We start from the raw sequence: 18,253 nt of genomic DNA, 5'->3' as shown, positions 1-18,253 counted from the left end.
CCTTAGAAATAACCTTGACGTTTTTTATCTTCCATCGAGCCTGCGCCATCGTGGTCGATGACCCGGCCCTGGCGCTCGGAAGTTCGCGTCAGGAGCATTTCCTGGATGATGTCCGTCAGGCTCTCGGCCTCGGACTCCACCGCGCCCGTCAACGGGTAGCAGCCAAGGGTACGAAAACGCACTTTCTTCTTGACGATACGGGCTTTGTCTTCGTCGGACAGGTGCTCGAGGATGCGCTCGTCGTCGATCATGATCAGCGTGCCGTTCTTCTCGATCACTTCACGTTCGGCGGCGAAGTACAGCGGCACGATCGGGATGCCTTCGAGGTAGATGTACTGCCAGATATCCAGTTCGGTCCAGTTCGACAGCGGGAAGACGCGAATCGACTCGCCCTTGTTGACCTTGCCGTTGTAGACGTTCCACAGCTCCGGACGCTGGTTCTTCGGATCCCAGCGGTGCTTGCTGTCACGGAACGAGTAGACGCGCTCCTTGGCGCGGGACTTCTCTTCATCGCGACGGGCGCCACCGAAGGCTGCGTCGAAACCATGCTTGTCGAGCGCCTGTTTCAGGCCCTCGGTCTTCATGATGTCGGTGTGCTTGGCACTGCCGTGGGTGAACGGATTGATGTTCTGCGCCACGCCGTCGGGGTTGATATGGGTGATCAAGTCCAGGCCGAGCTCTTCGACCATACGGTCGCGGAACTTGTACATTTCCTGGAATTTCCAGCGGGTGTCGACGTGCATCACCGGAAACGGCAGCTTGCCGGGGAAGAACGCCTTGCGTGCCAGGTGCAGCATCACGGCGGAGTCTTTACCGATGGAGTACAGCATCACCGGGTTATCGAACTCGGCGGCCACCTCGCGGATGATGTGGATGCTTTCCGCCTCCAGCTGTTTCAGATGCGTCAGTTTGTCGACCATGGCTACTCACGAAAGCTTTCTTATGAACGGCCAGCGGGCCGTGTTCGAGCGGGGAATCCTAGCACAGCGACCTCTTCTAATCAGGGCGCCAACTAGATCGAAACAGCATATGGATATGCCCGGTGGTTCGGGCCCCGCAATGCCCTTTGTGGGAGCGAGCTTGCTCGCGATAGCGGTATGTCAGTCACAAATGTTGACTGATCCGCCGTTATCGCGAGCAAGCTCGCTCCCACAGGGGATAGTCGGTGAGTCAGATCGGATTTGGGCAGTCGATAAATATATGCTCCAACGCAAAACGCCGCGCCAGGTAGTCACCCAGCGCCTGGACGCCGTAGCGCTCGGTCGCATGATGCCCGGCGGCGATGAAGCTGATGCCGTTTTCCCGCGCGCTGTGGAACGTCTGCTCCGACGCCTCGCCACTGAGATACAGATCAACTCCCGCCAGCACCGCCTGGTCGATGTAACCCTGGCCGCCACCGGTGCACCAGCCAACCCGACGGATCATCTGCTCGCCCTCGATCAGCAACGGCTCGCGACCCATCACTTCCTGGACCCGACGGGCAAAGTCCCGAGGCGTCATCGGTTCGTTCAGCGAACCGACCAGGCCGACAACCTTGGGATTATCCGGATCCAGCGGCCCCTCGACGGTGATGTCCAACTGGCGGGCCAATTGCACGTTGTTGCCCACCTCGGGATGCAAGTCCAACGGCAAGTGATAGGCCAACAGGCTGATGTCGTGCTTGAGCAATGTCTTGAGCCGGCGCTGCTTCATACCGGTGATGCAGGGGTTTTCACCTTTCCAGAAATACCCGTGATGCACCAGTATCAGGTCGGCGTTGGCCTCCACGGCAGCGTCCAGCAAGGCCTGGCTGGCCGTCACACCGCTGACGATACGCATCACTTGGGGGGCGCCTTCGACTTGCAGGCCGTTGGGGCAGTAATCGGCAATCCGGCTGCTCGCCAGGTAACGGTCCGCTTCTTCGACCAGGGTGCTCAGGGCGACGGCCATGAAAAGACTCCTAAATATCCCGTTCAGAGGCGCGCGCGGCCTCGTATAATGCGCGACATTATGGGCGGTCTCATACCGCCTGCAACCTTTGTAGGACGTGCTTAATGCTCAAGGCGCTGCGTTTTTCCGGCTGGCCGCTGTTGGCCGGCGTGCTTGTCGCTCTCCTGATTATCCAGCGCTACCCCGAATGGGTTGGGCTGCCCAGCCTTGACGTCAACCTGCAGCAGGCGCCGCAAACCAAGGCCGTGCAGCAAGGACCGGTGTCCTACGCCGACGCTGTGACCACCGCCGCACCGGCCGTGGTGAATCTGTACACCACCAAGGTCATCAACAAACCCAACCATCCGCTGTTCGAAGACCCGCAATTCCGGCGTTTCTTCGGTGACAACTCGCCCAAGCAGAAGCGCATGGAGTCGAGCCTGGGGTCGGGTGTAATCATGAGCCCGGAAGGCTACATCCTGACCAATAACCACGTCACCAGCGGTGCCGACCAGATCGTGGTGGCGCTCAAGGATGGCCGTGAGACCCTGGCCCGGGTGATCGGCAGCGACCCGGAAACCGACCTCGCGGTGTTGAAGATCGATCTGAAGAACCTGCCGGCCATCACCATCGGCCGCTCCGACAGCATTCGCATCGGCGACGTGGCCCTGGCGATCGGCAACCCGTTTGGCGTCGGCCAGACCGTGACCATGGGCATCATCAGTGCCACTGGTCGCAACCAGCTGGGACTGAACAACTACGAGGATTTCATCCAGACCGACGCCGCGATCAACCCCGGCAACTCCGGCGGCGCGCTGGTGGATGCCAACGGCAACCTCACCGGGATCAACACCGCGATCTTCTCCAAGTCCGGCGGCAGCCAGGGCATTGGCTTCGCCATTCCGGTGAAGCTGGCGATGGAGGTGATGAAATCCATCATCGAACATGGCCAGGTGATTCGTGGCTGGCTGGGCATCGAAGTGCAGCCGTTGACCCAGGAACTCGCGGAGTCGTTCGGTTTGTCCGGGCGGCCCGGCATCGTGGTGGCGGGCATCTTCCGCGACGGCCCGGCACAGAAGGCCGGCCTGCAATTGGGCGACGTGATCCTGAGCATCGACGGCGAACCGGCCGGCGATGGCCGTCGCTCGATGAACCAGGTGGCCCGGATCAAACCCACCGACAAGGTGACGATCCAGGTCATGCGCAACGGCAAGGAACTCAAGCTCACGGCTGAGATTGGCCTGCGCCCACCGCCAGCACCGGTGGTGCCGAAGGAAGAGCAGTAAGCAATTTCAAGCCTTCCAAAATCCTCTGTGGCGAGGGAGCTTGCTCCCGCTTGAGTGCGAAGCGCTCACAAAAAAAAGGGCTGCTTCGCAGCCCAGCGGGAGCAAGCTCCCTCGCCACGAAGATACCAAATCAGAAATAGCATAAATTCTCATTAGTAGTGTTATATTGTTTCAATTCTAGCAATTGGAACAACATAACATGTCATCCCTGAAACGGATTTCCGTTGCCAGTCTCACGCTGGGCCTGCTTGGCGATCCCGCAATCGCCGAAGAAATCCAACCGCTGGAACTGGACGCTATCAACGTGACGTCCGAATACGAATCCCCCACCGGCCCCATCTCCGGCTACCGGGCGACCCGCTCCGCCAGCGCGACCAAGACCGACACAGCTTTGCGCGACGTCCCGCAATCGATCAGCGTCATTCCCGCCAGCGTGCTCAAGGATCTCGGCAGCACCCGCGTCGAACGAGCCCTGGAATACGCCGGCGGCGTATCGAAGCAGAACAACTTCGGCGGCCTGACCCTCTACGAATACAGCGTGCGCGGCTTCACGACATCGGAATTCTACAAGGACGGTTTCAGCGCCAACCGCGGTTATCCGAGCACGCCGGACGCGGCAAACATCGAGCGCATCGAAGTACTCAAGGGCCCGGCCGCCAGCCTGTATGGTCGAGGCGATCCCGGCGGTACGGTGAACATTGTCACCAAGAAACCGCAACCGGAAGCCTTCACCACGTTGCAAACCAGCGCCGGGAGTTGGGATCGCTACCGAACCGCCCTGGACGTCAATACGCCGCTGGATGTCGAAGGCAGCGTATTGTCGCGGGTCAACCTGGCGGTGGAGGACAACAACAGTTTTCGCGACCATGTCGGCAGCAAGCGCGTCTTCGTCGCGCCCTCCATCAGTTGGCAACTGAACCCGGACACGCGCTTGATGGTGGAAAGCGAAATCGTGCGCCACAGCTCGACGTTCGACCGTGGCATCGTCGCCCCGAACAATCGCTGGAGCGGCGTGTCCCGCTCGACGTTCCTGGGTGAACCCAACGATGGCGACATCGACAACCACAACAACATGCTCCAGGCCGCCCTCGAGCATCAGCTCAACGACGCCTGGCAATTACGCCTGGCCAGCCACTACAAGCAGGGTGAACTCTGGGGATTCGCTTCCGAAGCGCGCCCACTGAACACTGACGGCCACACGGTGAACCGCCGCTACCGCGAGCGCGACAACAATTGGCACGACAGCATCACCCAACTGGAATTGCGCGGCCTCTTCGACCTCGGTCCCTGGCAGCACGAATTGTTGCTAGGCACGGAATACGAGGACTACCGCAAGAACGAGCGCGTGACGACCATCGCTGGCGGCGCTTATCCGATCGACATCTACGACCCGATCTACGGCCAGCCAAAACCGAACGGCACGCGCTCCGGCACGGATTTCTTCGAGCATGTCGAAAGCAGGGCCGTAAGTCTCCAGGACCAGATCATCTTCACCGACAAGCTGCGCGGCCTCCTCGGCGTGCGCTACGAACACTTCGAGCAAAGCATCGACAACCACGTCAATGACGTGACCAGCCGCCAACGCCATGACGCCCTGACGCAGCGGGCCGGCCTGTTATATCAACTGACGCCGGAGGTCGGGCTGTTTACCAACGTTTCCACTTCGTTCAAACCCAACAATGGCCTGGGTGCCGATGGCAAGACTTTCGATCCCGAGGAAGGGGTTGGCTACGAAGTCGGGATCAAGAGCGAACTGTTCGACAACCGCCTGAGCACCACGCTGGCGGCGTTCCACATCGAAAAGGAAAACGTCCTGACGCAAGTTGCCGGGAGCGACTTCAGCCGCGCCGTGGGCAAGGCCCGCAGCCAGGGCATCGACTTGCAGTTCAGCGGCCAACTGACTGAAGCCGTTCGGGTGATTGGCGCCTTCGCCTACATCGACGCCGAAGTCACCAAGGGCGACGAACTCATCCCCGCAGGCAGCCGGATCCTCGGCGTCGCCAAGCGCAGCGGCAGCCTGCTGGGGGTCTACGAGTTCCAGGATGGTCAGCTGCGCGGCTCGGATGTCGGTGCGGCGTTCACTTACGTAGGCGATCGCTCGGGCGAAGCCGGCAAGGACTTCGAACTGCCGGCCTACCACACCGTGGACCTGCTGGCCCACTACAAGGCCAGCGACACGGTCACCGTGGGCCTGAACCTGAACAACATCTTCGACGAAAAATACTACGAACGCTCCTACAGCAATTACTGGATCACTCCCGGCGATCCACGCAACTTCACCGTCAGCCTCACCCTCGATCTATAAAGGAAGTCAGCATGAAATACCCCAAGACCTTCGCCCTGCTCGGCCTGCTCCTGGCCACCCAGGCTTCGGCCCATGGCCTGTGGACAGAACAACGACGCGGCAACATCGAAGTGATCTACGGTCACGGCGCCGAGGACAATGCCTTCAAGGCACAGAAAGTCAGTGGCGCCTGGGCCTACGACCTGGCCGGCAACATGATCCCAGTCACGGTGGAACGCTTGCCAGACCACGCCCGCCTGCTGCCTCTCAAGCCGCCGGCCGTGTTGGCCGTCGCGCTGGACAATGGGATGTGGTCGCAGACCGCTGACAAAAAATGGATCAACGAAGGCCGCAGCAAGGTGCCCGGGGCGATCGAATCGACCCAGACCTTCAAGTACAGCCTGGCGATCTATGAGCCGGGGGCGAAGCTGCCGAAGCTGGGTGCGATCAAGTTTGTGATCGTGCCGGAAGTCGACCCACTGACCGTCGGTCCGGGCCAGTCGTTGCCGGTGCGGGTGCTGCTCGATGGCAAACCGGCCGCAGGCGTGAAATTGGTGGGGGACTATCGTAGCGCGCCGAGCACTGTGAGCACCGAAACCGATACCGAAGGCCGAGCCAAGGTACTGGTGCGCAATGAGGGGCTGAACGTGATCGCCGCTCAGATGGAAATCCCGCTCAAGGACAACAAGGATGTCGCGACGCGTGGGGTGTTCACCTCGCTGACGTTCCTTGGCGAGCCGCATCACGAGTAAGCGCTGAAAGCTGTGGGAGCTGATCTGGCGCCATCGCGAGCAAGCTCGCTCCCACAAGGGACTTTCAGTGTCGCTGATCTTCAGGACACCTTGGAATCAATGTGGGAGCGAGCTTGCTCGCGATGGCGTTGGGTCAGTCACCCTTGCATTAACTGACACACCGCCTTCGCGAGCAGGCTCACTCCCACAGGGTCCATGTGCAGGCTTTAGAGTTCGCCCAACGCCTCGATCAGCGCCTGGTTCTGCTCCGGCGTGCCGATGCTGATCCGCAGGAACTGGGCAATGCGCTCTTGCTTGAAGTGCCGCACGATCACGCCCTGCTCACGCAACTTCGCCGCCAGCCCGGCCGCGTCGTGCCGGGGGTGACGGGCGAAGATGAAGTTGGCCGCCGACGGCAGCACTTCAAAGCCCTTGGCTTGCAAGTGGGCCACCACCCATTCACGGTGCTCGATGACCAACCGGCAAGTGCGGTCGAAATACTCGCGATCATCGAATGCCGCCGCGCCGCCGACATTCGCCAGGCGATCCAGCGGGTAGGAGTTGAAGCTGTTCTTGATCCGCTCCAGCGCTTCGATCAGATCCGGATGGCCCACCGCCAGGCCCACGCGCAATCCCGCCAACGAGCGAGACTTGGACAGGGTTTGCGTGACCAGCAGGTTCGGATAACGATCCACCAGGCTGATAGCCGTCTCACCACCGAAGTCGATATAGGCTTCATCCACCACGACCACTGAATCCGGGCTGGCCTTGAGGATCTGCTCGACCGCTTCCAGCGCCAGCAGGCAGCCGGTTGGCGCGTTCGGGTTGGGGAAAATGATCCCGCCGTTGGGCTTGGCATAGTCCGCCGGCTCGATTCGGAATTGCTCATCCAGCGGCACCGCGTCGAATTGAATGCCGTAGAGCCCGCAATATACCGGGTAGAAACTGTAGCTGATGTCCGGGAACAACACCGGCCGGTCGTGCTGAAGCAGACCGTGGAAGATGTGCGCCAACACTTCATCCGAACCATTGCCCAGGAACACCTGGTTGGTTTGCACACCGTAATACCGGGCGACGGCGCTTTTCAGCAGGTCGCTGTTGGGATCCGGATACAGGCGCAGGTTGTCATTCAATTCAGTCTGCATCGCCGCGAGTGCCTTGGGCGATGGGCCGTAGGGATTCTCGTTGGTGTTGAGCTTGACCAGGCGGGTCAGCTTCGGCTGTTCGCCCGGTACATACGGCACCAGGTCCTTGACGAACGGGCTCCAGAATCTACTCATTTCAGTTCCCCTTCTTGTTCGTCTTTGATGCGGTATTCGGCGCTGCGTGCGTGGGCGCTCAGCGATTCGCCACGGGCCAGCACCGAGGCGGTCTTGCCCAGTTCGGACGCGCCCTGCTCCGAGCAGAAAATGATCGAGGAGCGTTTCTGGAAGTCATACACCCCCAGCGGCGACGAGAAGCGCGCGGTGCCGGAAGTGGGCAGTACGTGGTTCGGACCGGCGCAATAGTCGCCCAGCGCCTCGGAGGTGTGGCGGCCCATGAAGATCGCGCCGGCGTGACGAATCTTCGGCAGCCAGGCCTGGGGATCGGCGACCGACAGCTCCAAGTGCTCCGGCGCGATGCGGTTGGCGACTTCGATGGCCTGCTCCATGTCATCGACCTTGATCAGCGCGCCACGGCCATTGATCGAGGTGTTGATGATTTCAGCGCGGTCCATGGTCGGCAGCAACTTGTCGATGCTGGCGGCGACCTTGTCGAGGAACTCGGCGTCCGGGCTGACCAGGATTGCCTGGGCGTCCTCGTCGTGCTCGGCCTGGGAAAACAGGTCCATGGCGATCCAGTCCGGATCGGTCTGGCCGTCGCACACCACGAGTATCTCCGAAGGGCCGGCGATCATGTCGATACCGACCTGGCCAAATACGTGGCGCTTGGCGGTGGCGACATAGATGTTGCCCGGGCCAACCACTTTGTCGACCCGTGGCACGCTTTCAGTGCCATAGGCCAACGCGGCCACGGCCTGGGCACCGCCGATGGTGAACACGCGGTCCACACCGGCGATGCAGGCGGCAGCCAGCACCAGTTCGTTGATTTCACCGCGCGGCGTCGGCACGACCATGACCACCTCGGTCACACCGGCTACCTTGGCCGGGATCGCGTTCATCAACACCGAAGACGGATAGGACGCCTTGCCACCTGGCACATAGAGGCCGGCGCGATCCAGCGGCGTGACTTTCTGACCGAGGACAGTGCCGTCGGCCTCGGTGTAGCTCCACGAATCCTGTTTTTGCCGTTCGTGATAATTGCGCACCCGGGAGGCAGCTTTTTCCAGGGCTTCACGCTGGGGCACGGTGATTCGGGTCAAGGCCAGTTCCAGACGCTCGCGCGGCAAGATCAGGTCAGCCATCGACGCGACTTGCAGGCCGTCGAACTTCTGGGTGAACTCCACCAGGGCGGCATCGCCACGCTCGCGCACGGCCTTGATGATGTCCAGCACCCGCTGATTGACCGAATCGTCGGACACGCTCTCCCAGCTCAGCAGATGATCCAGATGATGTGCGAAATCCGGGTCGGCAGCGTTGAGTCGGCGAATCGAGGTGGGAGCGGTCATAGCGAGGGCCTCATTAATGGCAAATGCTCAGGCGCCCTAAGCTACCAGTCCATTCGCGTGGGCACCTGAGAAAATTGGCTATGACGCGGATAGACGGGCGCGACCCAAGGTCGCGCAGGTGAATCAGCCGCGGTGTCGCGATTCCACTGCCTTGCGCAGGGTATCGATCAGAGCCTGGATACGGGCGTGCTGCATTTTCATCGAAGCCTTGTTGACGATCAGCCGGGAGGTGATGTCAGCGATGAAATCCTGGGGCTCCAGGCCGTTGGCCCGAAGGGTATTGCCGGTGTCGACCACGTCGATGATCTTGTCTGCCAGGCCGATCAGCGGCGCCAGCTCCATCGAGCCGTAGAGCTTGATGATATCGACTTGGCGGCCCTGTTCGGCGTAGTAACGCTTGGCGACATTGACGAACTTGGTCGCTACCCGCAGGCGTCCCTTGGGTTCGGCCGCGCCAACCTTGCCAGCGGTCATCAGCTTGCAGCGGGCGATGCGCAGATCCAGCGGCTCGTACAAGCCCTGGCCGCCGTATTCCATCAATACGTCCTTGCCGGCGACGCCCAGGTCGGCGGCACCGTGTTCCACATAAGTCGGCACATCGGTGGCACGCACGATCAACAAGCGTACGTCGGCCTGGGTCGTGGGGATTATCAGCTTGCGGCTCTTGTCCGGATTCTCGGTCGGCACGATGCCCGCTTCAGCCAGAAGCGGCAGGGTGTCGTCAAGGATGCGGCCCTTGGACAGTGCGATGGTCAACATGGGAAACGTCAGTCCTTATCAAGGTACTCATGCCCGGTCGCAAGCGGCGCCGGACACACATCGAGGGTGAAACCACCCTCGATTTGAAGCGATTCAACAGGCACATCCGTGTGCCCACGGAAAGTGCCTGCGCGACGATCATACTGCGTTGAAAACAGGCTCGGAATGCTCATTGACAATCAGTCAACTCCGCTTCCTCGCCTGTTTTCGCCTTGCCTGATCGCCGCGCAGTCACTTTCCAATTAACCCGGTACGCGACGAATCTTGGCGCCGAGCATCTGCAGTTTCTCTTCGATGCACTCGTAACCACGGTCGATGTGGTAGATGCGGTCGATCAGGGTGTCGCCTTCGGCGATCAAGGCCGAGATCACCAGGCTGGCCGAGGCACGCAGGTCGGTGGCCATGACTGGCGCGCCCTTGAGTTTCTCGGTGCCGGTGACGATGGCGGTGTTGCCTTCGACCTGGATCTTGGCGCCCATGCGGTGCAGCTCATAGACGTGCATGAAGCGGTTTTCGAAGATCGTCTCGATCACCGCGCCCGTGCCTTCGGCAATGGCGTTGAGGGAGATGAACTGCGCCTGCATGTCGGTTGGGAACGCCGGGTACGGAGCAGTCCGCACGTTGACGGCTTTTGGCCGCTTGCCGTGCATGTTCACTTCGATCCAGTCTTCGCCGCAGGTGACTTCGGCACCGGCTTCCTTGAGTTTTTCCAGGACCGCTTCGAGGATCGTCGGATCGGTGTCCTTGACCTTGACGCGACCACCGGTAACGGCGGCAGCGACCAGGTAGGTACCGGTTTCGATCCGGTCCGGCATCACTTTGTAAGTGGCCGAGTGCAAGCGCTCGACGCCATCGATGGTGATGGTGTCGGTGCCGGCACCGCTGATCTTGGCGCCCATGGCGATCAGGAAGTTCGCCAGGTCGACCACTTCAGGCTCGCGCGCGGCGTTTTGCAGCACGCTGCGGCCCTTGGCCAGTGCGGCGGCCATCATGATGTTCTCGGTACCGGTCACACTGACGGTATCGAAGAAGAAGTGTGCACCGCGCAAACCGCCTTCCGGCGCCTTGGCCTTGATGTAGCCGCCCTCGACGTCGATCACCGCACCCATGGCTTCCAGGCCACGGATGTGCAGGTCCACCGGACGCGAACCGATGGCGCAACCGCCAGGCAGCGCCACTTCGGCTTCACCGAAACGGGCGACCATCGGGCCCAATACCAGGATCGAGGCACGCATGGTCTTCACCAGCTCGTACGGTGCGATCAGGGTCTTGATGGTGCGTGGGTCGATTTCGACGGCGAGCTTCTCGTCGATCACAGGCTCGATGCCCATGCGACCGAACAGCTCGATCATCGTAGTGATGTCGTGCAGGTGCGGCAGGTTGGCCACGGTCACAGGACCGTCGCACAGCAGGGTCGCGGCCAGGATCGGCAGCGCGGAGTTCTTTGCCCCGGAAATACGGATTTCGCCATCAAGGCGAACGCCGCCGGTAATAATCAATTTATCCATAAGAATCTCGACGCCCTTGGGCTCAGGTGCGCTCGGCCCAGGCCGCGCGGCTGAAAAATTTCATAGTGACCGCGTGGATGCTGCCATCGGCGATCCATGGGTTCAAATGGGCATAGATGCTCTGCTGACGCTTCACCGGGCTCAACGCCGCCAGTTCATCGCTGATCACATTCAGCTGGAAATTGCAGCCTTCGCCTTCAACTTCCACCTGCGTACCAGGCAGCTTTCCTTCAAGGAAGCTCTTCACTTCTACAGCCTGCATGCTCAACCTCAATCGGCGCCCTGTGCGCACGGGTCGCACATCATACAAAAAAGCCCCTCGCCTGCGAACCCCGCGAAGCAGGACTCTGACGAGTAACGCTGCGTTCTTGGGCCTGTTTGAATCAATGTGGCGAGGGAGCTTGCTCCCGCCGGGCTGCAGGGCAGCCCGTACAAAAGCAGGGGCCGCTGCGCGGCCAGCGGGAGCAAGCTCCCTCGCCACAGGTTTTCATGCATGGACCATGGGGTGCGCCAGCAGCTCGGTCAACTCGCTGACCTGGGCTATCTCGCGCATGTCTTCGGGCATCCCTCGGATGCTCCACGTCTTGCCGGCGGCCTGGGCATCGCGCATGAAGCACAGCAAAAGCGACAATCCGACGCTGCTGGACTTCTGCACGGCCGAGCAATCAATCACCAGCTCAGCTGTTTTTGCCGACTTGATCAATGCCTGGCCCTGCTTGCGCAAGCCCGGGCCGGTGCGGTAGTCCAGCACGCCGCTGAGCAGCAGCTCGCCGGCCTCGCCCAGGCGAACGCCGGACTCGCTCACCGACTCGTTCATTGTTCCTGCTTCTCTTTGGCTTCTTCGGTCACTTCCTTGGCCTTGGCGACTTCACCGGCCCAACCGTCGATGGTCTTGTCCAGGTCATTGCCATTGCGCTGCATCGCGTCGGCGAACTGGTCACGGAACAGCTTGCCGATATTGATGCCGTTGATGATCACGTTGCGTACTTTCCACTCGCCATTGATTTTCTCGAGTGTGTAGGACACAGGATAAACGGCGCCATTGTTGCCCTTGACCTGCATGTCAACGCTGGTGCGGGTGCCGCTTTCATCCTTGGCCGGCGAAACGGTGATGCCCTGGTTGTTGTATTCCAGCAAGGCGTTGCCATAGAACTGCATCAGGCTGCGCTTGAAGTTCTCCTGGAAGCGGGTCATCTGCGCCGGGGTTGCCTTGCGCGAGTACTTGACGGTCATGATGCTCTTGGAGATGCCATCGGCGTCCACCACGGGGCCGACGATGCCGTTCAGCGCGTCATAGAACGCGCTTGGGTCCTGCTTGTATTTCTCTTTATTGGCGGCAAGGTCCGCCAGCAATCGAGTGGTGGTGTCCTGGATGATGTCGTGCGCCGAAGGCGCCGCCATGGCATTGCCCATCAGCGGCAGGGCCGCCAGCAGGACCAGCAGGCTGCGTCGCAGGATAGAGATCATTCAAAAGCTCCTCATTTGGCGTCTTTGCTAACGGTATTGAGCAGGAATTTACCGATCAGGTCCTCGAGCACCAGCGACGACTGCGTATCGTGGATGGTCCCGCCGTCCTTGAGCAGGGTGTCTTCCCCGCCCACGCTGATACCGATGTATTTCTCACCCAACAGCCCAGCGGTGAGGATAGATGCAGTGGAGTCAGTCGGCAGGTTATCCACGCGCTTTTCCAACTGCAGCGTCACCCGGCCAGTGAAACTGTCGCGGTCCAGATCGATTGCCGTGACCTTGCCGATCGTCACACCGGCCATGGTCACCTTGGCTCTGACCGTCAAACCGGCGATATTGTCGAAATACGCATAAAGTTTATAAGTATCGGTGCTCGCGGTTGGCGCCAGTCCACTGACCCGCAAGGCCAGCAGCAGCAAAGCCAGGATGCCAGCCAGCAAGAAAAGGCCGACACCGATTTCCAGGGTGCGGTTTTGCATCAGAAATCTCCAAACATCAAGGCGGTCAGAATAAAGTCAAGGCCCAGTACAGCCAACGAGGCGTAGACCACGGTCTTGGTTGTGGCACGACTGATCCCCTCTGACGTGGGCTCACAGTCATAACCTTGAAACACGGCAATCCAGGTGACCACGAAAGCGAAGACGGCACTCTTGATCACACCGTTGAGGACATCGTCGAGGAAGTTGACGCTGTTCTGCATGTTGGACCAGTAGGAGCCTTCATAGACCCCCAGCCAATCGACGGCGACCCACGAGCCTCCCCAGATCCCCACGACGCTGAAGATCATCGCCAGCACTGGCAGGGAAATGAAGCCGGCCCACAGCCGCGGGGCAACGATGTATTTGAGTGGATCGACACCGATCATTTCCAGGCTGGACAACTGCTCGGTGGATTTCATGTTGCCGATTTCGGCGGTCAGCGCCGATCCGGCACGCCCGGCGAACAGCAGTGCGGTCACCACCGGGCCAAGCTCGCGCAACAGTGTCAGCGCAACCATCTGCCCGACCGCCTGCTCCGATCCATAGCTGGACAGGATACTGAAGCCTTGAAGCGCCAATACCATGCCGATGAAAATCCCCGAGACGACGATGATGACAAGGGACATCACCCCGACCGAATGCAACTGCTTGATCAGCAGGCCGAAACCTCCACCGGTGGAATTGCGGCCGAGCAAGGCGTGCATCAGGAACAGCGAGGAACGCCCCAGCACTGCCACCACGTCGATGCCGGAGCGACCGAACAAGCGAACTCTTTCGATTAACGATTTCTTGCGCATCAGCGCTTCCCCAGCAAGTCGGTACGGTAATCCGTGGCCGGAAAATGGAACGCCACCGGACCGTCCGGGTCCCCTTTCATGAATTGGCGAATGCGCGGGTTGTCCGAATCCTTCAATTCCTGCGGCGTACCCTGCCCCAGCACCTGGCCATCGCCGACGACATAGATGTAGTCGGCGATACTGGCGGTTTCGGCCAAATCATGGGAAACCACAATGCTGGTGATGCCCAGCGCATCGTTCAGCAGGCGAATCAGGCGCACGAGCACGCCCATGGCAATGGGGTCCTGCCCAACGAAGGGCTCGTCGTACATGAGGATTTTCGGGTCGAGGGCAATCGCCCGCGCCAAGGCAACCCGACGCTTCATGCCGCCTGACAGCTCGTCCGGCATCAGTTCCAGGGCGCCGCGCAGCCCGACTGCCTGCAATTTGAGCAGAACGATGTCGCGGATCATCTCTTCCGGCAGCTCGGTATGGACCCGCAGGGGAAACGCCACGTTCTCGAACACATCGAGGTCGGTAAACAGGGCGCCGCTCTGGAACAGCACCCCCATGTCCTTGCGCGCATCGAACAGATCGCTGCGCGACAATTTCGGAAGGTTCTGGCCATTGACCCAGACTTCGCCGGCACTGGGACGCAATTGCGCGCCCATCAGTCGCAGCAGCGTTGTCTTTCCGCACCCGGAAGGCCCCATGATGCCGGTCACCTTGCCGCGCGGGATGCGAATATCGATGTCATTGAAAATGCTGCGCGTCCCTCGCTTGAAGGACAGTCCCTTCAGCTCGACCGCGTAGGCGTTGTCGGCACTCATCTAAACTCCTTGCGATGCAGCCTCATATTCGAGTGCCCCGGCCAATCGACAGACGCCGGTACCGCCGGGCACACGAACCGGCGGCGAACTATATCACTGCAACCATCAGGCGCCCAAGGCCAACCCCCGGCCTGTTAAGCCTGGTTTAAGGTAAAGGACCACATTTTATGTCCAGCCTTGCAACTGTTCGAACAAAGCGTGACGAACTAACGTGAGGGAATCGTTCATTGCCGCTATAATCGCCGCCTTTTCATCGGGCTATACGATCTGACATGAGCCAATCCAGCGACCTGATTCAATCGGCACAACGTACCATCCGCCTCGAGCTTGAAGCCGTACAAGGCTTGTTGCCCCGTATCGACGCTGATTTCGTACGCGCCTGCGAGATGATTCTGGCCAGCAAGGGCCGCGTGGTCGTGGTCGGGATGGGCAAGTCCGGCCACATCGGCAACAAGATTGCCGCCACGCTGGCAAGCACCGGCACCACGGCTTTTTTTGTTCACCCCGCCGAAGCCAGCCACGGCGACATGGGCATGATCACCCGGGACGACGTCATCCTGGCACTGTCCAACTCGGGCTCGACCAATGAAATCCTCACCCTGCTGCCATTGATCAAGCGGCTGGGCATCCAGATGATCAGCATCACCGGCAATCCCGACTCACCGCTGGCGAAGGCAGCCGAGGTGAACCTCAATGTTCATGTCGAGCACGAAGCCTGCCCGCTGAACCTCGCCCCGACCTCGTCCACCACTGCGGCCCTGGTCATGGGCGATGCCCTGGCAGTGGCCTTGCTGGAGGCCCGTGGATTCACCGCCGAAGATTTCGCTTTTTCCCATCCCGGTGGCGCCTTGGGCCGTCGCCTGCTGCTGAAAGTCGAGAACGTCATGCACGCCGGCGAAGAGCTGCCACAGGTTCAACGTGGCACGCTGCTCAAGGATGCGCTCATGGAGATGACCCGCAAGGGCCTCGGCATGACCGCGATCCTGGAACCCGACGGCAAGCTGGCCGGGATCTTCACTGACGGTGACCTGCGCCGCACCCTCGATCGCGCCATCGATATACGCAACGCGACCATCGACGAAGTCATGACCCTTCACGGCAAGACCGCCCGCGCCGACATGCTGGCCGCCGAGGCCTTGAAAATCATGGAAGACCATAGGATCAACGCATTGGTAGTGGTAGATGACGAGGATCGCCCGATCGGCGCCTTCAACCTGTCCGACCTGCTGCGTGCTGGAGTAATGTGATGACGACCGACCTGCTGCAACGGGGCAAGAACATCAAGCTCGCCGTTTTCGACGTCGACGGTGTACTCACCGATGGCCGCCTGTATTTTCTCGAAGACGGCAGCGAGTTCAAGACCTTCAACACCCTCGACGGCCAAGGCATCAAGATGCTCATGGCCGCAGGCGTCCAGACCGCCATCATCAGTGGTCGCAAGACCCCGGTGGTGGAGCGGCGAGCGAAGAACCTTGGCATCCCGCACCTATACCAGGGCAGGGAAGACAAATTGGTGGTGCTGGACGAACTGCTGGGCCAACTCAATCTAAGCTATGAACAGGTTGCCTACCTCGGCGACGACTTGCCGGACTTGCCGGTGATCCGCCGGGTCGGCCTGGGCATGGCAGTGGCCAACGCAGCCGCCTTCGTACGCGAGCACGCCCACGGCGTCACCAACGCGAAGGGCGGCGAAGGCGCAGCCCGTGAATTTTGTGAGTTGATCCTGAACGCCCAGGGCCACCTCGAAGCGGCCAACGCCGCGTACTTGTGAGCCATTTATGTTAGGCAAGAAAATTCGCACCATTCTGGTGTTCGGCTGCATCGCCGCGATTTTCGCAGCGGTGGGCTACTGGAACATCAGCCCGGAACGCTTCCTTGACCCATCCGCGACCAAGGTCGAGGAAAACGACATCGACTGGTATGCGACCAATACGCATACCCTGCAATACCTGCCAGATGGCAAGGTGCAGTACGAAATGACGTCTGACAAAGTCGACCATGTAAAGGCCAGTGATATAACGCTGGTCACCAAGCCGGACCTGAACATGTTCCGCGGCACTGAATTTCCGTGGCATGTGCAGAGCGAGCGCGCCGAGGTCAATCCCGGCGGCACCGAAGTCGAACTGATCGACTCGGTACGCATCGCCCGGACCGATGAGAAAAACCGTACGACCATCATCACCAGCAGTCGCATGACGGTCTTTCCGCAACGAGAATATGCGCAGACCGAGCAACCCGTTAGAATCGACGGCGCCGGCGGCGTGTCGACCGGCGTAGGAATGAAGGCGTATTTGAAGGAAAGCAGGATACACCTGCTATCGAAAGTAAGAGGACAGTATGAAGCTCGCTAAAACCCTCCCTATTTTGCTCAGTCTGGGCGCAGCACTGGGAAGCGCGAGCGCCTGGGCTCTTCCCAACGACCGCGACCAGCCTATCCGTATCCAGGCCGACGACGCGCAACTGGACGACAAGAACGGTGTCGCCACCTACAAAGGTGACGTGATCATCACCCAGGGTTCGATGAAAGTGACCGGCAACACCGTGACCATCACCCGGACCCAGTCCGGCGACATCGACGTGGTGACTTCGGTGGGCAACCTGGCCTACTTCGAACAACTGCAGACCGCGGGCGACACCAAGCCTGTCCAGGGTTACGGAGTCACCATCCAGTATCACGCCGCCCAGGACCGCGTTGTCCTGATCGACCGCGCCAAGGTTGTCGACAAGGACAACAACGTGACCCAAGGCGAGAAAATCGTCTATGACACGGTCAAGAAACTGGCCAGCGCGGGTCGTGCCACTGGCAGCAAGGTCACCGAGGCGCGTCCGCGTATCGACATGGTGATCCAGCCGAAAAAGAAAACCGACGAGCAAAAGGCCCAGTAATGGCAACTCTGAAAGCCCAACACCTGGCCAAGAGCTACAAGAGCCGCCAGGTTGTGCGCGATGTCAGCCTGTCCATCGACAGCGGCCAGATCGTTGGCCTGCTCGGCCCCAACGGCGCGGGCAAGACGACTTGCTTCTATATGATCGTCGGCCTGGTCCAGGCCGATCAGGGTCGAGTCCTGATCGACGACCTCGACGTCAGCCACCAGCCGATGCATGGCCGGGCGAAGGCCGGTATCGGCTATTTGCCGCAAGAAGCGTCGATCTTCCGCAAACTGTCGGTTGCCGACAACATCATGGCGATCCTCGAGACCCGCAAGGAGCTCGACAAGGCCGGCCGGCGACAGGAGCTGGAAAGCCTGCTGCAGGAATTCCACATCAGCCATATTCGCGACAACCTGGGCATGAGCCTGTCCGGCGGCGAACGTCGCCGCGTTGAAATCGCCCGCGCCCTGGCCACCGCGCCGAAATTCATCCTCCTCGACGAACCGTTCGCCGGCGTGGACCCGATTTCGGTCGGCGACATCAAGCAGATCATCCACCACCTCAAGGCCAAGGGGATCGGTGTGTTGATCACCGACCACAACGTGCGCGAGACGCTGGATATCTGCGAGACCGCCTACATTGTCAACGACGGGCAGTTGATTGCCGAAGGCGACTCCGCGACCATCCTGGCCAACGAACTGGTCAAGGAAGTGTATCTGGGCCATGAGTTTCGCCTGTAAGCACAG

General features: G+C 60.5%; 20 protein-coding genes. 8 read left to right on the top strand and 12 right to left on the bottom strand.

Annotated features, from left to right (window positions below):
* Window positions 1-2: 2 nt before the first annotated feature.
* On the bottom strand, window positions 3-920 hold the full coding sequence (cysD, locus tag FHK92_RS08195) for a sulfate adenylyltransferase subunit CysD (RefSeq protein WP_030139871.1): 918 nt from the start codon (window positions 918-920) through the stop codon (window positions 3-5).
* Between the two features lie 250 nt (window positions 921-1,170).
* Entirely contained in the window at window positions 1,171-1,929 is a 759-nt protein-coding gene (locus tag FHK92_RS08190) for a Nif3-like dinuclear metal center hexameric protein (RefSeq protein WP_181287606.1), read from the bottom strand.
* A 104-nt stretch (window positions 1,930-2,033) separates the two neighbouring features.
* Between FHK92_RS08190 and algW the strand changes: the two genes are divergently transcribed.
* From algW to FHK92_RS08175, 3 genes are all read left to right on the top strand, one after another.
* Window positions 2,034-3,194 (top strand): Do family serine endopeptidase AlgW, encoded by a 1,161-nt coding sequence (algW, locus tag FHK92_RS08185; protein ID WP_181287605.1) that lies wholly within the window; start codon window positions 2,034-2,036, stop codon window positions 3,192-3,194.
* A gap of 199 nt (window positions 3,195-3,393) precedes the next feature.
* Window positions 3,394-5,499, top strand: a complete 2,106-nt coding sequence (locus FHK92_RS08180; protein WP_181287604.1) for a TonB-dependent siderophore receptor — start codon at window positions 3,394-3,396, stop codon at window positions 5,497-5,499.
* Between the two features lie 11 nt (window positions 5,500-5,510).
* Window positions 5,511-6,230: a DUF4198 domain-containing protein gene (locus tag FHK92_RS08175; protein WP_181287603.1), complete on the top strand. Its 720-nt coding sequence runs from the start codon at window positions 5,511-5,513 to the stop codon at window positions 6,228-6,230.
* 206 nt (window positions 6,231-6,436) lie between these two features.
* On the opposite strand, the gene hisC is transcribed toward FHK92_RS08175, so the two are convergent.
* The 10 genes from hisC to FHK92_RS08125 form a co-directional block, all read right to left on the bottom strand.
* Entirely contained in the window at window positions 6,437-7,489 is a 1,053-nt protein-coding gene (gene hisC / locus FHK92_RS08170) for a histidinol-phosphate transaminase (protein WP_181287602.1), read from the bottom strand.
* Complete coding sequence (gene hisD, locus FHK92_RS08165) at window positions 7,486-8,817, bottom strand: histidinol dehydrogenase (RefSeq protein ID WP_181287601.1); 1,332 nt, start codon at window positions 8,815-8,817, stop codon at window positions 7,486-7,488. The genes hisC and hisD overlap by 4 nt, the downstream gene beginning before the upstream one ends.
* Before the next feature lie 123 nt (window positions 8,818-8,940).
* Window positions 8,941-9,576, bottom strand: coding sequence for an ATP phosphoribosyltransferase (gene hisG / locus FHK92_RS08160; protein WP_030139865.1), 636 nt, complete (start codon window positions 9,574-9,576; stop codon window positions 8,941-8,943).
* A 242-nt stretch (window positions 9,577-9,818) separates the two neighbouring features.
* A complete protein-coding gene (murA, locus tag FHK92_RS08155; protein WP_030139864.1) occupies window positions 9,819-11,084 on the bottom strand; it encodes a UDP-N-acetylglucosamine 1-carboxyvinyltransferase in 1,266 nt (421 codons plus the stop codon).
* A gap of 22 nt (window positions 11,085-11,106) precedes the next feature.
* A complete protein-coding gene (locus tag FHK92_RS08150; protein WP_003221710.1) occupies window positions 11,107-11,346 on the bottom strand; it encodes a BolA family protein in 240 nt (79 codons plus the stop codon).
* Window positions 11,347-11,571: 225 nt separating this feature from the next.
* Window positions 11,572-11,889 (bottom strand): STAS domain-containing protein, encoded by a 318-nt coding sequence (locus FHK92_RS08145; RefSeq protein ID WP_181287706.1) that lies wholly within the window; start codon window positions 11,887-11,889, stop codon window positions 11,572-11,574.
* 8 nt (window positions 11,890-11,897) lie between these two features.
* A complete protein-coding gene (locus tag FHK92_RS08140; protein ID WP_181287600.1) occupies window positions 11,898-12,551 on the bottom strand; it encodes an MlaC/ttg2D family ABC transporter substrate-binding protein in 654 nt (217 codons plus the stop codon).
* 11 nt (window positions 12,552-12,562) lie between these two features.
* Window positions 12,563-13,030 carry an outer membrane lipid asymmetry maintenance protein MlaD gene (mlaD, locus tag FHK92_RS08135; protein WP_030139861.1) on the bottom strand — a complete coding sequence of 156 codons (468 nt, stop codon included), beginning with the start codon at window positions 13,028-13,030 and terminating at the stop codon, window positions 12,563-12,565.
* Window positions 13,030-13,827, bottom strand: a complete 798-nt coding sequence (gene mlaE, locus FHK92_RS08130; protein ID WP_181287599.1) for a lipid asymmetry maintenance ABC transporter permease subunit MlaE — start codon at window positions 13,825-13,827, stop codon at window positions 13,030-13,032. The genes mlaD and mlaE overlap by 1 nt, the downstream gene beginning before the upstream one ends.
* Complete coding sequence (locus FHK92_RS08125; protein ID WP_030139859.1) at window positions 13,827-14,636, bottom strand: ATP-binding cassette domain-containing protein; 810 nt, start codon at window positions 14,634-14,636, stop codon at window positions 13,827-13,829. The genes mlaE and FHK92_RS08125 overlap by 1 nt, the downstream gene beginning before the upstream one ends.
* A gap of 272 nt (window positions 14,637-14,908) precedes the next feature.
* Between FHK92_RS08125 and FHK92_RS08120 the strand changes: the two genes are divergently transcribed.
* From FHK92_RS08120 to lptB, 5 genes are read left to right on the top strand one after another with little or no spacing between them, the layout of a single operon-like run.
* Complete coding sequence (locus FHK92_RS08120; RefSeq protein WP_181287598.1) at window positions 14,909-15,883, top strand: KpsF/GutQ family sugar-phosphate isomerase; 975 nt, start codon at window positions 14,909-14,911, stop codon at window positions 15,881-15,883.
* Window positions 15,883-16,407 carry a KdsC family phosphatase gene (locus FHK92_RS08115; protein WP_181287597.1) on the top strand — a complete coding sequence of 175 codons (525 nt, stop codon included), beginning with the start codon at window positions 15,883-15,885 and terminating at the stop codon, window positions 16,405-16,407. Before FHK92_RS08120 ends, FHK92_RS08115 begins: the two co-directional genes overlap by 1 nt.
* Before the next feature lie 7 nt (window positions 16,408-16,414).
* Window positions 16,415-16,987, top strand: coding sequence for an LPS export ABC transporter periplasmic protein LptC (gene lptC / locus FHK92_RS08110; RefSeq protein WP_181287596.1), 573 nt, complete (start codon window positions 16,415-16,417; stop codon window positions 16,985-16,987).
* On the top strand, window positions 16,974-17,522 hold the full coding sequence (gene lptA / locus FHK92_RS08105) for a lipopolysaccharide transport periplasmic protein LptA (RefSeq protein WP_030139855.1): 549 nt from the start codon (window positions 16,974-16,976) through the stop codon (window positions 17,520-17,522). Before lptC ends, lptA begins: the two co-directional genes overlap by 14 nt.
* Window positions 17,522-18,247 (top strand): LPS export ABC transporter ATP-binding protein, encoded by a 726-nt coding sequence (gene lptB, locus FHK92_RS08100; RefSeq protein ID WP_047228667.1) that lies wholly within the window; start codon window positions 17,522-17,524, stop codon window positions 18,245-18,247. The genes lptA and lptB overlap by 1 nt, the downstream gene beginning before the upstream one ends.
* The last annotated feature ends 6 nt before the right edge of the window (window positions 18,248-18,253 follow it).

Origin of the sequence: Pseudomonas brassicacearum subsp. neoaurantiaca (assembly GCF_013608025.1) — a bacterium.
Lineage (GTDB): Bacteria > Pseudomonadota > Gammaproteobacteria > Pseudomonadales > Pseudomonadaceae > Aquipseudomonas.
Note: the sequence above shows the minus strand (reverse complement) of the source record. Positions and strands in the feature narration are given on the sequence as shown.